The organism is Chelativorans sp. ZYF759 (assembly GCF_012911015.1).
Classification (GTDB): Bacteria; Pseudomonadota; Alphaproteobacteria; order Rhizobiales; family Rhizobiaceae; genus ZYF759.
In genome coordinates, this window is record NZ_WVVV01000011.1 from 82,909 (window position 1) to 96,813 (window position 13,905).

The following is a 13,905-nucleotide window of genomic DNA, read 5'->3' on the forward strand; positions in this document are numbered from 1 at the left end:
GGAACGGATATGAACAAGACCGCAGTGATCCGTCCGGCGTGGACGCCCGCCACCATCGCGCTGATGGTGCTTGGCTTCATCGTCTTCTGGCCTCTCGGACTTGCCATGCTGGCCTACATTCTGTGGGGCGACCGCCTCGGCGACGTGAAGGGCGAATGGAACCGCATGAGCGAATCGCTCTTCTCCAATGTGCGGCCGACCGGCTTCAGCCATGCCCGCACCGGCAATGTCGCCTTCGACGAGTGGCGCGAAGCCGAGCTCACCCGCATCGAGGAAGAGCGTCGCAAGCTCGACGAGGCGCGCGACGAGTTCGATTCCTATCTGCGCGAGCTGCGCCGTGCCAAGGACCAGGAAGAGTTCGACCGCTTCATGGCCGAACGCTCCCGCACCACGCCGGCCCGGCGCGTCCGCAAGGACGACGCGGCCTGATCAAGGCCACGATCGGCTGGGATATCTGGAGGCGGCGTCGCGAGGCGCCGCCTTTCTCATGCGCGTTTCATCTCCGAATCATCTAGTCTGAGCCCATGCCCTTCGGTTTCTTCAAAGCCGCGCGACCCGCGCCGAAACCGCTCGCCACCACGGAGCGCATGCATCTCGTGGCCGAGCGCGCACTGCCGCTTCGCATCGTGGAGAACCCGCGCGCCCGACGCCTGACGCTGCGCATCGATGCCGGCGGCAAGGGCCTGCGCATCACCGTGCCGCCCGGCATCCGCGCCGGCGAAATCGACAAGTTTCTCACCCGCCACCAGGGCTGGCTGGAAGAGCGGCTGAAGAAACTGCCCGACCGGCCCGAACTGCGCCCCGGCGTCAAGCTGCCTTTGCGCGGCGTGCCGCATCTCATCGTCCACGAGCCTTCCCGCCGCGGCACCGTCGAGATCGGCGATGTCGACGGCAAGCCGGCCCTCATCGTGCATGGCGACCGCCGCCATTTGCCGCGCCGGCTGGCCGATTTCCTCAAGCGCGAGGCGAAGGCCGAGATCGCCACCCTTGTCGCGAAACACACCGGCAGCGTCGGGCGCAAGGCCAAGGCCGTGCGCTACAAGGACACGACCAGCCGCTGGGGCTCCTGCACCTCCGACGGCACGCTGTCCTTCTCCTGGCGCATCATGATGGCCCCGCCTGCCGTGATCGACTATCTCGTCGCCCATGAGGTGGCCCACCTGAAAGAGATGAATCACGGGCCGAAATTCTGGGCGCTGTGCCGCGAGCTCTGCCCGCGCACCGACGAGGCCCGGGCCTGGCTCAAGCGCAATAGCGGCGCGCTGCAGGCGATCGGCTTCGGGTGAGGGTGCCCGGAAGTATCCGTCCCGCCCCATTCCGCAGCGTAATTCCGCCCTTAACAATCCGCTCAATATTGTGCAGCATCCTGATGGATGATGTCACACCCGGACCAGACGCGGCCGAACGACAACCACGATCCATTCTACGCACGAATGGTGATGGTCTATCGTTACGGGTCGCTGGCCTTCGCGGCGGCGGGTCTGGCGTGGGCGGTGGTCTTTTCCTTCATGGGCTGGTGGGGGGTGGTGGCGCTGGATTTCGCCATCGTCGCCAGCGGGCTCGCCATCTACATGCTGATCCGGCGCGGCCATTTCGCGGCCGGGCTGCTGGCGGGCCAGGCGGCACTGATGGCGATCGCCACGACCATGGCGCTGGTCATGGACGTGCCCACCGCCGAATACCCGCGCGTCAGCCATCTCTACCTGCTGGTCATAGCCGCCTTGGGCTATCTCAACTACCAGAGGGCAAGATCGACGGCGCAGCTGGTCCTGATCGGCATCTGCCTGGCGGGCTTCGTCGTTTTCGCCAGCGCGCCGCTGGCCAATCCCTTCATGGTCGCCATGCCCGACAATCTGCGGGTCGGCGGCACCTGGGCCAATGCGGCGATGGCCACGACCATGCTGGCCGCCTGCATCCACGCCATGCACGCCGAATTCGCCCGCAAGAACAGCTTCCGCCGCGACCTGACCGCGGCGCTCTGGAACGACGAGTTCCGTCTCGTCTACCAGCCGCAGGTCGACACGGCGCAGGCCACGATTGGCGCCGAGGCGCTTTTGCGCTGGCACAGCCCGAGCCGGGGCGAAGTCCCGCCGGTCGAGTTCATTCCAGAGGCCGAGAGGCTCGGCCTCATGCCCGCCATCGGCGGCTTCGTGCTCGAAAGAGGCTGCCAGACGCTGGCCGATTGGGCGCGCCATCCCGAACTTCGCCACCTCAAGCTCTCCGTCAATGTCAGCGCCAGCCAGCTCGTGCATGACGATTTCGAGAAGACCGTGCGCGACACGCTGGCGCGCACCGGCGCCGACCCAGCCCTTCTCACCCTCGAAATCACCGAAAGCATGCTCCTGACCGAGATGGAGCCGATCGTCGCCAGGCTGGAGCGGCTCCGCGAAACGGGCCTCACCTTCGCGCTCGACGATTTCGGCACCGGCTATTCCTCCCTCGCCTATCTGCGCCGCCTCCCGGTCCAGCAGATCAAGATCGACCGCAGCTTCGTCCATGACGCCACCAACGCGTTGCGCGGCGCCCAGCTCGTCAAGAACGTCATTCACATCGGCCGCGATCTCGGCCTCGACGTGCTCGCCGAAGGCATCGAAACCCCCGCCCAGCACGCGCTTCTGTCCGCGGCGGGCTGCGAATATTTCCAAGGCTATTTCTACGGCAAGCCGATGCCGCTGGCGCAGTTTGAGGCGCGGGTGGCGGCGGAGGGCGGCGAGGTGCCGCTGGCGGGGAACGGGGCGGGGTGAGGGGCCGGGAGCTGATGGTCCAGCTTGCGGCGAATATGCTGGCGGATAGTTGCTGCTCGGTAGCGAGCTCGGACTGGGATCTGGCACCGCCAAGGTTTCGCCACCGTGCCAGCCTGGCAGGCCTTTCGCCCCTTTATTTTGCCGTTATTTGGGCCCTAAGGGTATGCGTCGGCGCGAACATGCAGCTTCGGATCGCGATCCCGCATCGCCCACCCTCTGGTGCTTTCCATGCCTTCTGAAACGCTACATTTACTCCCCCCATGGGAGGGTGAAGGCTTGGGAAAAATGCGTTGATTCGGGATCGCGTTGGATGAACAGATTGTTTCGAATGAGGGCCCCTGGGGTGGGCCCCGGCGTTTCGAGACGCGATGAGCCGACTCCGCTCGACCTCTACGAGCAGGCTGCAGCGGTCGCCTCGATTGGTGCTTTTGAGTGCGATCTGGCGAGCGAACGCCTTAGCTGGACTGGAGGGGTCTTCGAAATCTTCGGCCTGCCAGCCCACCAATCGGTCGAACGCCAGCATACAGTCGAAATGTACAGCGAAGAGTCGCGCGAACTGCTCCAACACAAGCGATCGCGCGCCATCGACGCGCGCGGCAGCTTCTCGCTTGATGCCAGCATCATTCGCCCTGACGGCTCGGAGCGCTGGATCCGGATCAACGCGGCAGTGCGCAGTTCCAATGGGCGGGCCGAAACGCTCTATGGAATGAAACAGGACATCACGGAGGAGCGTGCACGGTGGGAAGTGCTCAGGGCCCAGGCCGAATGCGACCCGCTCACCGGCGTCGCCAACCGGGTGCGGTTCCAGCGCTTCATGGAGCGGTCCAGTGATGATCCTTTGCTGAACAATATCGGCGCGCTGATCTTGTTCGATTTGGATGGGTTCAAGCAGCTCAACGACCGTTGGGGCCACGCGGCAGGAGACAGATGCCTGATGGTTTTCGGAGAGCGCCTGCGAAGAGCGTTTCCCCAGGCTCGTCTGATCTCCCGGATTGGCGGCGACGAATTTGCGGTCTTGCTGCCACCGGCCAGCTCACGCGGAAAGCTGGAGAGAGCGGTGCCTGGGCTTCTGGAATACCTGGGCGCCCCGACGCCATGGAACGGCGATCTGCTTCCGGTCAGCGTGTCAGTCGGCCTCGCCTTCGCCGAGGAAGTCGGCCTCGACCCGCAAGACCTGTTTGTCACGGCGGATCGGGCACTTTACGACGCCAAGAAGAACACGTCCCCTGCTCTCCTTCGAGCCTGACGCAGGCCATCGAACCTCGTTCACCTGGACCTCAAGCCAGAAGAGGGGCGGGCGCGAGCCGAGCTTGTTCCTTGGGGCCGACATCGACATCCCGCCCCCAACCCGCTATTTCCTCCCCCATGAGCCTCGACATCAAGATCTGTGGCCTCTCCACGCCCGAGACCGTCGCCGCCGCGCTTGCTGGCGGGGCGAGCCATGTCGGCTTCATCTTCTTTCCTAGAAGCCCGCGCAACGTGACGCCGGATCAGGCAGGGCAACTCAGGCAGGCGGCGAGCGGCAGGGCGCTGGCCGTCGCCGTCACGGTCGACGCCGATGACGCGTTGCTCGACGAGATCGTCGCCGAGATGGCCCCCGACATGCTGCAATTGCATGGCAAGGAGACGCCCCAGCGCGTGGCGGAGGTCAAGGCGCGCTACGGCCTGCCGGTCATCAAGGCGCTGTCGGTGGCAGACCGCGCCGATCTCGAAAAGCTTGCGCCTTATGTCGGCATCGCCGACCGCTTCCTGCTCGACGCCAAGCCACCGAAGGGGGCAACACTTCCCGGCGGCAATGGAGTAGCCTTCGACTGGCGCCTTCTGGAAGGCCTCTCCAGCGAGGTGGACTATCTGCTGTCGGGCGGGCTCGATGCGGGCAATGTCGGGGCGGCCCTGTCGCTCGTCTCCCCGCCGGGGCTCGACCTCTCCTCCGGCGTCGAAACCGCGCCCGGAATCAAGGATCCGGCCCTGATCACGCAATTCTTTGCCGCCGTTGACGCCGCGCGGGCGACTTCGCCCGCCTGAAGGTTTACATTCCGGGCCGAAAACGCTTAACCGGAAGCCTGTCACGGGCGGGCTCAGCGCCTATCTCATGGCCAGGCACTTATCAGGATTGTCGCGATGAACGAGACCCCGCTTCCCAATTCCTTCCGTTCCGGGCCGGACGGCGAGGGCATGTTCGGCATTTTCGGCGGCCGCTTCGTGGCCGAGACGCTGATGCCGCTGATCCTCGATCTCGAAAAGGAATGGACCGCGGCGAAGGGCGACGATGCCTTCTGGGCCGAGATCGCCCATCTCAATACGCATTATACTGGCCGGCCTTCGCCGCTCTATTTCGCCGAGCGCCTGACCGAGCATCTGGGCGGCGCCAAGATCTACTTCAAGCGCGACGAGCTCAACCACACCGGTTCGCACAAGATCAACAACTGCCTCGGCCAGATCCTGCTCGCCCGCCGCATGGGCAAGACGCGCATCATCGCCGAGACCGGTGCCGGCCAGCATGGCGTGGCCACCGCCACCGTGTGCGCGCGCTTCGGCCTGCCCTGCGTAGTCTATATGGGCGCCACCGATGTCGAGCGTCAGGCGCCCAACGTCTTCCGCATGAAGCTGCTCGGTGCGGAGGTCATTCCCGTCTCGTCGGGCCACGGCACGCTCAAGGACGCCATGAACGAGGCGCTGCGCGATTGGGTCACCAATGTCGAGGACACCTACTATCTGATCGGCACCGCGGCTGGCCCGCACCCCTATCCAGAGCTCGTGCGCGACTTCCAGTCGGTGATCGGCAAGGAACTGCGCGAGCAGATGATGGCGGCCGAAGGCCGGCTGCCCGACATGCTGGTGGCGGCCGTCGGCGGCGGGTCGAACGCGATCGGCCTTTTCCACCCCTTCCTGGATGACCGCGACGTGGCGATCGTCGGCGTCGAGGCCGGCGGCAAGGGTCTGGAGGGCGACGAGCATTGCGCCTCGCTCACGGCCGGCCGACCCGGCGTGCTGCACGGCAACCGCACCTATCTTCTGCAGAACGAGGACGGCCAGATCAAGGACGGCCATTCCATCTCGGCCGGGCTCGATTATCCGGGCATCGGGCCGGAGCATTCCTGGCTGAAGGAATCCGGCCGCGTCGAATATGTGCCGATCATGGATGACGAGGCGCTTGAGGCATTCCAGCTCTTGACCAGGCTCGAGGGCATCATCCCGGCGCTGGAGCCCGCCCATGCCTTGGCCGAGGTGATCAAGCGCGCGCCCAGGATGGGCAAGGATCAGATCCTCGTCATGAATCTGTGCGGGCGCGGCGACAAGGACATCTTCACCGTCGGCAAGATCCTCGGCATGGGGCTGTAGGCTCGATGGCGGCCTTTCTCGATGTCTGGGTCAACTGCCCCGACCGCGAGACGGCCGAGGCCATCGCCGCCGACTGCATCGAAAGGCGGCTCGCCGCCTGCGCCAATATCTTCGCGCCCATTGCCAGCCTCTATCACTGGAAGGGCAAGGTCGAGAGCGACCAGGAGGTGCCGCTCGTCCTGAAGACGCGCGCCGCGCTGTTCGACGACCTCTGCGTCGTGGTCAAGGCCAGACACCCTTTCGAGGTGCCCTCCATCGTCGCCACCGAGCTGGTGGCGATCGAAAAGGCCTATGCGGCCTGGCTGGAAGAAGAGACCGCGCCGCGCTAGACCCTCAGTCGCTGGCGTAGAGCAGCCAGTTCTTGACGAAGTTCCCGGTGGCCAGCTCCGAATAGCGCGTGACGCGATTGCGGCCATTGGATTTGGAGGCGTAGAGCGCGCGGTCGGCCTTGGTGTAGAGGTCGTCTGGCCCTTCGGCTTCCGAAGCCATGCACAGACCGAAGGAGATGGTGATCGGGCCGTAATCCTTGCCGGTGGCCACGTTCACGAAGGGCGTCTGCTCCACCGCGAGCCGGATTTCCTCGGCCAGCCTGGTGGCGCTCTCTTCGGTGTAGTCGCGCAGGATGAGCGCGAATTCCTCTCCGCCGGCACGCGCCACGAACACGCGCGAGCAGCTTCTGGCGCCGAAGATGCCGGCCACGATCTGCAGGATCCGGTCGCCCACAGGGTGGCCGTGCGTGTCGTTGACCGGCTTGAACATGTCGATGTCGGCCAGGATCAGCGAGGAGAACATCACCTTGCGCTTGTCCTCGTAGATGGCGGCGATCTCGCGGTCGAAGCTGCGGCGGTTGCTGAGCTGGGTCAGCGCATCGGTATCGGCGAGCTTCTTGTACTTCGCCAGCTTGGACTGCACCTCGGCCAGTTCGGCCGACCGGTCGCTCATCGATGAGGCGATCTTGCGCCCGTGGTCGAGGGTGGTGTCGGTGGCCGTCGAGATCAGCGAGACGACACGCTGCAGGAAATCCTGAGACAGGGCGTGGCGTCCGTTCAGCCCGAGCGAGGTCTCGCCGAGCAGCTGGCCATATTTCTCCAGCGCGGTCTGTTCGATCTTCAGAAGCGCTATGATCTCGGAGAGCTTGCTCATGATCTCGCCATGCGCCTCGCTCACCTTGGCGGCCTCGGGCCGGTCGAGCTGGGCCTCCGCCAGTTCGTCGAGCCGCGATTGCGGCGGCGCTTCGCCGAGCCGGGCCAGCGCGGCGGCGATCTCGGACTGGGGGTTGGTCACCGCTTCGTAATAGAGGGCGTAGTTGCGGGGGAGAGCCGACACGTTCATCCGCCGCATGGTGTTGGCGACTGCCGTGGCCAGGTCCGCGTGCTTGGTGGACGCCGGTAATCTTTGCTCAACTGGCCGTGGCTGCAATGCCGCTATCCCCCATCTGGCCGTTTCCAGCCGTCATGCGCTCGCTTTCGGCGCCGAACGCTCCTCCCCTCCAGGAAGAAGCTTTCGGCCCCAGTTCCGCGAATCGCGCACCACCCTTGACTTACGCAAGGTTAGTCGGAGGCAGCTAAAGCTTCGTTAAAGTGCGGCTTTACTGCGTGTAGAATCCCAGTCTCGTCAGATGAGATGCAGTGCGGTCGCACCTATGATACTTGCGTTTTGCCGGAGGCGGCCAGGCGCAGCCACCAGTACAGAATCCCGATGGCGGCAGCGATTCCGACGGCCAGCGGCACATATGCCGTCTCGAAACCGCCGAAGACCATCCGGTACATGATGCGCCCCGGCAGGAAGGTGAAATAGCCGGCCAGGATGAGCGCCCCGAAATAGGTCCACTGCATGATCCTCTGATGCTCCAGGATGCTTCCCGCCCGTGCGCTGCGGATGCCGCCAATCAGAGCTGCGAGCGTCGTCACCGAGAGGACGTGGATCGGACTCCAGATCCCGATCACCTGCACCGTATGGATGAAGAAGGAGGAGACGCAGACCAGCCCCATCAGGCCCGCCCAGATGCGTCCGCCCATGCGGTGCAGCCGGTCGCCCTTGCGGCGGAACAGCACAAGTCCGCCCAGCACGAACGCCAAGATGGCCGACACGGTGTGGATCTGGATCGCGACTGTCGCGTCGAGGAGCGGCTGGAGTGTCATGGCAAGGTTCTCCCGAAAACTGGTCAAGGTCCGGCGACCGGGCGTCTTGCCGTTCGCCTTTGCTTGGCCTATCCCAGCCAGACGCTCAGCAGGAAAGGGTGCATTCGCCATTCGACGTGCTCGCTTCGCCATCGACGCCAGCCTGCAGTTCACGATGCGCGAATTGCAGTCGGTCCTGTCCTCGCCCGTGTTGTGGGCGGGCCTGGCAGGCGCGTCGATCCTGCTCGGCATGGTCGGTCCCTTCGGCACCTACGATCAGCTGCCGCTCGCCGCGCGCCTGGCCTATTGGACCGCAATCGTCGTTTCGACCTACCTCACCGGCTTCGCGGTGGTGCATTTCGCCGTCGGCCTGCTCTTCGGCGAGGACCGCGGCGGGGTGACGGGGTATGCGGTGGCTGGCGCGATCGCGGGCGTCCCGATCGCTGCGCTGGTGGCGCTGTTCAACCGCTTTGCCTTCGGCGATGCCTCGGTATTCGGCTTCGTGACCGCCTTGCCCTATGTCGTGGCCACGGCGACCCTGGTGTCCGGTCTTGTCGCCTTCCTCATTCGCAATGCCGAGCCCGAGCCGGACGCCTCGGCGCGGGTCGCCGGCCCGCCCCGGCGTCCGCGTATCCTCGACCGCCTGCCGCACGACAAGCGCGGCCGGCTCGTCCGTCTCGGCATGCAGGACCATTATGTCGAGGTTCACACTGATCGCGGCAGCGCGCTCGTCCTCATGCGCATGGCGGACGCGATTGCCGAAACAGAAGGCGTGGAGGGCCTGCGCATCCACCGCTCGCACTGGGTCGCGCGCGAGGCCGTCGAGCGGCTGGAAAGGCGCGAGGGCAGGCTGGTCGTGCACCTGCATGGCGGGGGGGAACTGCCGGTCAGCCGCAGCTACTCCGAGGCGGTGCGCTCAGCCGGTTTCGGCTGAGCAGCCGGCGCGGGAGGCCGGGCGGGGCGCGGCTGCGTCATGGCCTTCTGCCCATCTTCCGACCATTCCAGCCTGGTGTAGTCGAAGCCGAAGACCAGCGTCGGCTTGACGATCTCGAAGAAGGGCGAAAGGTCGAAATCGCGCGGCGTATAGAGCGAGTGGTGGCGGATGTGCAGGATCTCGCGCCGCGAATAGGTGGATTCCGCATGCGCCCGGCCGCGCTTGGGCCGTACATCCGGCAGGATCGGGTAGAGGATTTCGGTGAAGGCCTCTGCGATCATCGACGAGCAGATCGCGCGGGTGGGATCGCCCGATCCGAAGGCGATCATGCGCCGGCGCCAGCGCACGGGGATCGGCGGCGTCGGCAGGAAATAGCGCAGGAGGTCGAAGATGTGCTTCATGTCGTAGCGATGCCCGATCCGCTCGACCATGAAGGAGACGACCCTGTCGCGGTCATCCGGCAGGAGGCCGGAAGCGCGGCAGATGCGCGTGTTGTAGGTCCGGTATTTGGACAGGGGCACCGCCACGCAACCCTCTCCCAGATTGACTTCGACCAGCCGCGGACGTTCCGAACCGTCCTCGGGTTCGGGCAGCGTATCGCCGACATAGAGCGCGGCATGCGACCATGTTGATTGCGTCAGATATTTGATCGCCCCGGAGATCTTCTGGTTGCCCTCCACCAGCAGCACGTCGCCTGGCTGCAGCGCGCGCCGCAGGGTTTCGGGGTCCGAGGGCGTGTAGGGCTGATAGCCCGACGACTCGTCCTGCAGCCGGTCGGCCAGGAAGCGTCCGAGCCGGTCGAGGAGGGTGTCCTTTTGCGCCTTGGCGGTGTCGACCATGGGGCGATCAGGCAGCCTTGCGCTGCTTTGGCGTCTTCGATTTGGCGCGCGCCCGCGCCATGGCGGCCTCGAAGCTTGCCCTGAGGCCGCTGGGCGGCTTGCCGAACAGTTTTTCCGCTTCCGCCACGCTGCTGCGGCGGAGTTCGAGCCGCTTCTGCTCGAGCAGTCGCGCGAAATGCCCTTCCGTGTCGAAACCCATCTCGACCGCGCCCGTGCGCATATGCCCTTCCATCACGTAGATGTCGTTGAGTTCGCCCAGCATGTTACCGAGTGCCTCGACGGCCTCGCGCCTCTTCTTCACGGGACCCGGCCAAAGATCGTGCAGCAGGCCCAGATGCGTCCAATGGCGCTTCACGGCCTTTCGCAGATTGTGGAAATCGTCCTCCTCGCCCGTGCGCCTGGCCTCCTTGCGTGCAGCCTCGGCGTCCTTCCAGGCGCGTTTCGCGCCCTTGGCCAGCAGATGCGCGCCCGCCTTGCTGGCATGGGGCAGGGGCCAGTTTTCGATGGCGCGGGCGGCCTCATCGCAGCCCACCACGCAGGCCTGGCCCGCCGCTTCCAGCGCGTCTCTGGTGGATTTCAGCAATTCAAGCCGCATCACCAGATGCGCGCGCAACGTCAGGAGCGCGCTGCGGTTGGCATCATCGGCAAATTCCTTGACGAAGCGGTCGACGGTCTCGATGAGCGCGGCGGCCTCGCGGGGGCCGGCAAGACTGGCTGAAATATCGCGCCAACGGGCGTTTTCCCTCCGGTAGAATGCCTTGTCGGTCGCGCGCGCCAGGCGCAGCGCCGCGCGGATTTTCTTGATCGCCTTGCGTGCCTCGTGGGGGCTCTTGAGCGGCTCTTCCGCCACCGCCAGGGCATGCTGCCTCACATGGTTGATCTGCAGCAGCATGACGCGCCGCAATTCAGCGTCGCAGGCCTTGCCGGGATCGAGGCGGAAGCTCAAGCCACGCCCTCCGGCAGGCCATTGAGCGCCAGCGCCAGGTTGTAGAAACCGGCCTCGTCGGTGACTTCGCGCCCGACCCAGCCGGGCCGCTGATCCGCGGGCACCATGTCGACCGATTCCACCTCGGCCATCACCAGTCCCGAAAGGGCGCCGGCGAATTCGTCGACCTCCCAGACATGTCCGCCGTGCGGAACCATGTGCCGTGTCTTGATGATCGGCGCGCCCAGGGCGAAGGCCTGCATCTCCAGGGCATCGGCAAGCGGAAGTTCGTATTCGAACTCGTCGCGCACGCGGCCGGCACCGCCGAATTTCAGGGTGAGAGTGGCCTTCTGTCCGTCACGAACCCGCACGCGCATGGAGCGGTCCTCACCGGCGGCCAGGTAGAACTGGCGCAATTCCTTGCGCTCGACCGCCGCCTCGCGCCAGCCTTCTGCAGTCACCAGGAACTTCTGCTCGATCTCTTTGGCCATCGCGTCCATCAAAGCGCGCCAGGCGCTGCGTTTCAAGCAGCTTAAACGCCGTGAAGCCGCGATGCGATCCTCACGAAAAAGGGGGCGCCCTGCGGCGCCCCCTTCTGGCGTGTGTATTCGGCAGGACAGACGATCAGTCGTCGGCGCCCTGGCTGGCCTCGGCGCGCGCCAGTTCCTTGCCCGTCTCCTGGTCGACGACCTTCATCGACAGGCGCACCTTGCCGCGCTCGTCGAAGCCCATCAGCTTGACCCAGACCTTCTGGCCTTCCTTGACGACGTCGGTGGTCTTCTGCACCCGCTCGGAAGCCAGCTGCGAGATGTGCACCAGGCCGTCCTTGGGACCGAAGAAGTTCACGAAGGCGCCGAAATCGGCGGTCTTGACGACCGTGCCCTCGTAGATCTCGCCGACTTCCGGTTCGGCCACGATGGTGTGGATCCACTTCTTCGCCGCCTCGATTTCCTTGGCGTTGGAAGAAGCGATCTTGACCGTGCCGTCGTCGTCGATGTTGATCTTGGCGCCCGTCTTCTCGACGATTTCGCGGATGATCTTGCCGCCGGCACCGATCACGTCGCGGATCTTGTCGGTCGGGATGTTCATCACCTCGATGCGCGGGGCGAATTCGCCCAGCTCGCCGCGGCTCTCGTTGATCGCCTTGCCCATCTCGTCGAGAATGTGCGTGCGGCCACCCTTCGCCTGGTCGAGGGCGATCTTCATGATCTCCTCGGTGATGCCGGCGATCTTGATGTCCATCTGCAGCGAGGTGATGCCGTCCATCGTGCCGGCCACCTTGAAGTCCATGTCGCCGAGGTGATCCTCGTCGCCGAGGATGTCGGAGAGAACGGCGAAGCGCTCGCCTTCCTTGATCAGGCCCATGGCGATGCCCGACACCGGCTTGGCGATCGGCACGCCGGCATCCATCAGCGCCAGCGAGGTGCCGCAGACGGTCGCCATCGAGGACGAGCCGTTCGATTCCGTGATCTCGGAAACCACGCGCAGCGTGTAGGGGAACTGGTCGGCTGCCGGCAGGACCGGATGGATGGCGCGCCAGGCAAGCTTGCCGTGACCGATCTCGCGACGACCGGGCGAACCGACACGGCCCGTCTCGCCGACCGAGAAGGGCGGGAAGTTGTAGTGCAGCAGGAACGATTCCTTGTAGGTGCCGGTCAGCGCGTCGACGAACTGCTCGTCTTCGCCGGTGCCGAGCGTGGCGACCACAAGGGCCTGGGTCTCACCGCGGGTGAAGACGGCCGAGCCGTGCGTGCGCGGCAGGACGCCGACTTCCGACACGATCGCGCGAACGGTGTCGAGCTTGCGGCCGTCGATGCGGCTGCCCGTGTCGAGGATGTTCCAGCGAACCACCTTGGCCTGCAGTTCCTTGAACGTCGTGGAAACCTGCTCCGGCGCCCACTTGGGCTGCTCGCCCTCGGGTGCCGCGAAGGCTTCCTTGACCTTGGCCTTGACCGCGTCGACGGCGGCGTAGCGCGCCTGCTTGTCGGTGTTCTTGTAGGCTTCGCGCAGCTCGCCCTCGACCAGCTTGAGCATCTCTGCCTCAAGCTCGGAGAGGTCGACCGGCACGAAATCGCGCGGCTCCTTGGCGGCGACTTCCGCCAGCTTGATGATCGCGTCGATCACCGGCTGGAAGCCCCTGTGGCCGAACATGACGGCGCCGAGCATGATGTCCTCGGAAAGCTCCTGGGCTTCCGATTCGACCATCATCACTGCATCGGTGGTGCCGGCGACGACGAGATCGAGCTTGGACTCGGGCATCTCGTCGGTATGCGGGTTGAGCACATACTCGCCCCCGATATAGCCGACGCGCGCGCCGCCGATCGGGCCCATGAAGGGCACGCCCGAAAGCGTCAGCGCGGCCGAGGTGGCAACCATGGCCAGCACGTCCGGATCGTTTTCGAGGTCATGCTGCAGCACGGTGACGATGATCTGCGTCTCGTTCTTGTAGCCGGCGGCGAAGAGCGGACGGATCGGCCGGTCGATGAGACGCGAGGTCAGCGTCTCCTTTTCGCTCGGACGGCCTTCGCGCTTGAAAAAGCCGCCGGGGATCTTGCCAGCCGCGAAGGTCTTTTCCTGGTAGTTGACGGTAAGCGGGAAGAAGTCGAGGCCGGGCTTCGGCTCCTTGGCCGAAACGACGGTGGCCATGACCACGGTCTCGCCATAGGTCGCCCACACGGCGCCATCGGCCTGACGTGCGACCTTGCCTGTCTCGAGGATAAGCGGACGGCCGCCCCACTCGATCTCTACCTTGTGATGTTTGAACATGTCTTGTCCTTGAATGGTCGGAGAGGCCCGCGAAACAATTCGCGTGGATGGCCCATCCTGGCTTCGTTCTGGACGAGCCACGGGCAAGACAACGGGTCGCTTGTGTGCCGGAAGCGACCGGCAATCCTGCCCCATGACAGGTCCACGATTTGGTTCCTTGAGGCGTCTTCGGATACGCTGGAGGAAACCGTGGCGGGCGACGGACTTTCCGTCCCCAGTGTGCGATCGGCGGGCC

Annotated in this window: 14 protein-coding genes; 8 read left to right on the forward strand and 6 right to left on the reverse strand. The window is 65.3% G+C overall.

Annotated elements, in window-relative coordinates; all coding sequences use genetic code 11:
• The first annotated feature begins 9 nt into the window (after positions 1-9).
• From GRZ55_RS17000 to cutA, 7 genes are all read left to right on the forward strand, one after another.
• The gene (locus GRZ55_RS17000; protein WP_169288153.1) at positions 10-429 is read left to right on the forward strand and encodes a DUF2852 domain-containing protein; all 420 of its coding nucleotides are present in this window, start codon (positions 10-12) and stop codon (positions 427-429) included.
• Positions 430-524: 95 nt separating this feature from the next.
• Positions 525-1,286, forward strand: a complete 762-nt coding sequence (locus GRZ55_RS17005) for a M48 family metallopeptidase (protein ID WP_169288154.1) — start codon at positions 525-527, stop codon at positions 1,284-1,286.
• An 87-nt stretch (positions 1,287-1,373) separates the two neighbouring features.
• Positions 1,374-2,744: a bifunctional diguanylate cyclase/phosphodiesterase gene (locus GRZ55_RS17010; RefSeq protein WP_169288155.1), complete on the forward strand. Its 1,371-nt coding sequence runs from the start codon at positions 1,374-1,376 to the stop codon at positions 2,742-2,744.
• A gap of 343 nt (positions 2,745-3,087) precedes the next feature.
• Positions 3,088-3,990, forward strand: coding sequence for a GGDEF domain-containing protein (locus tag GRZ55_RS17015; protein ID WP_368856636.1), 903 nt, complete (start codon positions 3,088-3,090; stop codon positions 3,988-3,990).
• A 119-nt stretch (positions 3,991-4,109) separates the two neighbouring features.
• Positions 4,110-4,769 (forward strand): phosphoribosylanthranilate isomerase, encoded by a 660-nt coding sequence (locus tag GRZ55_RS17020; RefSeq protein ID WP_169288156.1) that lies wholly within the window; start codon positions 4,110-4,112, stop codon positions 4,767-4,769.
• A gap of 96 nt (positions 4,770-4,865) precedes the next feature.
• Complete coding sequence (gene trpB, locus GRZ55_RS17025) at positions 4,866-6,086, forward strand: tryptophan synthase subunit beta (protein ID WP_169288157.1); 1,221 nt, start codon at positions 4,866-4,868, stop codon at positions 6,084-6,086.
• A 5-nt stretch (positions 6,087-6,091) separates the two neighbouring features.
• The gene (gene cutA / locus GRZ55_RS17030) at positions 6,092-6,415 is read left to right on the forward strand and encodes a divalent-cation tolerance protein CutA (protein WP_169288158.1); all 324 of its coding nucleotides are present in this window, start codon (positions 6,092-6,094) and stop codon (positions 6,413-6,415) included.
• Positions 6,416-6,419: 4 nt separating this feature from the next.
• Here the strand turns inward: cutA and GRZ55_RS17035 are convergent, their stop codons facing one another.
• Positions 6,420-7,418 carry a GGDEF domain-containing protein gene (locus GRZ55_RS17035; RefSeq protein ID WP_246734839.1) on the reverse strand — a complete coding sequence of 333 codons (999 nt, stop codon included), beginning with the start codon at positions 7,416-7,418 and terminating at the stop codon, positions 6,420-6,422.
• A 308-nt stretch (positions 7,419-7,726) separates the two neighbouring features.
• Positions 7,727-8,227, reverse strand: coding sequence for a DUF2306 domain-containing protein (locus tag GRZ55_RS17040; protein WP_169288160.1), 501 nt, complete (start codon positions 8,225-8,227; stop codon positions 7,727-7,729).
• A 154-nt stretch (positions 8,228-8,381) separates the two neighbouring features.
• Here GRZ55_RS17040 and GRZ55_RS17045 point away from each other — a divergent pair, with 154 nt between their 5' ends.
• Positions 8,382-9,140, forward strand: a complete 759-nt coding sequence (locus GRZ55_RS17045; protein ID WP_169288161.1) for a LytTR family DNA-binding domain-containing protein — start codon at positions 8,382-8,384, stop codon at positions 9,138-9,140.
• Here GRZ55_RS17045 and GRZ55_RS17050 read toward each other — a convergent pair.
• From GRZ55_RS17050 to pnp, 4 genes are all read right to left on the reverse strand, one after another.
• Positions 9,104-9,979, reverse strand: coding sequence for a YiiX/YebB-like N1pC/P60 family cysteine hydrolase (locus tag GRZ55_RS17050; protein ID WP_169288162.1), 876 nt, complete (start codon positions 9,977-9,979; stop codon positions 9,104-9,106). The genes GRZ55_RS17045 and GRZ55_RS17050 overlap by 37 nt on opposite strands.
• Before the next feature lie 7 nt (positions 9,980-9,986).
• Positions 9,987-10,925 (reverse strand): CHAD domain-containing protein, encoded by a 939-nt coding sequence (locus GRZ55_RS17055; RefSeq protein ID WP_169288163.1) that lies wholly within the window; start codon positions 10,923-10,925, stop codon positions 9,987-9,989.
• Complete coding sequence (locus GRZ55_RS17060; RefSeq protein WP_169288164.1) at positions 10,922-11,395, reverse strand: CYTH domain-containing protein; 474 nt, start codon at positions 11,393-11,395, stop codon at positions 10,922-10,924. The genes GRZ55_RS17055 and GRZ55_RS17060 overlap by 4 nt, the downstream gene beginning before the upstream one ends.
• A 133-nt stretch (positions 11,396-11,528) precedes the next feature.
• The gene (gene pnp / locus GRZ55_RS17065; protein ID WP_169288165.1) at positions 11,529-13,670 is read right to left on the reverse strand and encodes a polyribonucleotide nucleotidyltransferase; all 2,142 of its coding nucleotides are present in this window, start codon (positions 13,668-13,670) and stop codon (positions 11,529-11,531) included.
• Between the last annotated feature and the right edge of the window lie 235 nt (positions 13,671-13,905).

Excerpts from the sequence above, each read along its gene's own strand:
- GRZ55_RS17060 (WP_169288164.1), bottom strand. The coding sequence starts at position 11,395 with ATGGCCAAAGAGATCGAGCAGAAGTTCCTGGTGACTGCAGAAGGCTGG.
- GRZ55_RS17010 (WP_169288155.1), top strand. The coding sequence starts at position 1,374 with ATGATGTCACACCCGGACCAGACGCGGCCGAACGACAACCACGATCCA.
- trpB (WP_169288157.1), top strand. The coding sequence starts at position 4,866 with ATGAACGAGACCCCGCTTCCCAATTCCTTCCGTTCCGGGCCGGACGGC.
- GRZ55_RS17000 (WP_169288153.1), top strand. The coding sequence starts at position 10 with ATGAACAAGACCGCAGTGATCCGTCCGGCGTGGACGCCCGCCACCATC.
- GRZ55_RS17005 (WP_169288154.1), top strand. The coding sequence starts at position 525 with ATGCCCTTCGGTTTCTTCAAAGCCGCGCGACCCGCGCCGAAACCGCTC.
- GRZ55_RS17040 (WP_169288160.1), bottom strand. The coding sequence starts at position 8,227 with ATGACACTCCAGCCGCTCCTCGACGCGACAGTCGCGATCCAGATCCAC.
- GRZ55_RS17045 (WP_169288161.1), top strand. The coding sequence starts at position 8,382 with ATGCGCGAATTGCAGTCGGTCCTGTCCTCGCCCGTGTTGTGGGCGGGC.
- GRZ55_RS17035 (WP_246734839.1), bottom strand. The coding sequence starts at position 7,418 with ATGAACGTGTCGGCTCTCCCCCGCAACTACGCCCTCTATTACGAAGCG.
- pnp (WP_169288165.1), bottom strand. The coding sequence starts at position 13,670 with ATGTTCAAACATCACAAGGTAGAGATCGAGTGGGGCGGCCGTCCGCTT.
- GRZ55_RS17050 (WP_169288162.1), bottom strand. The coding sequence starts at position 9,979 with ATGGTCGACACCGCCAAGGCGCAAAAGGACACCCTCCTCGACCGGCTC.
- cutA (WP_169288158.1), top strand. The coding sequence starts at position 6,092 with ATGGCGGCCTTTCTCGATGTCTGGGTCAACTGCCCCGACCGCGAGACG.
- GRZ55_RS17020 (WP_169288156.1), top strand. The coding sequence starts at position 4,110 with ATGAGCCTCGACATCAAGATCTGTGGCCTCTCCACGCCCGAGACCGTC.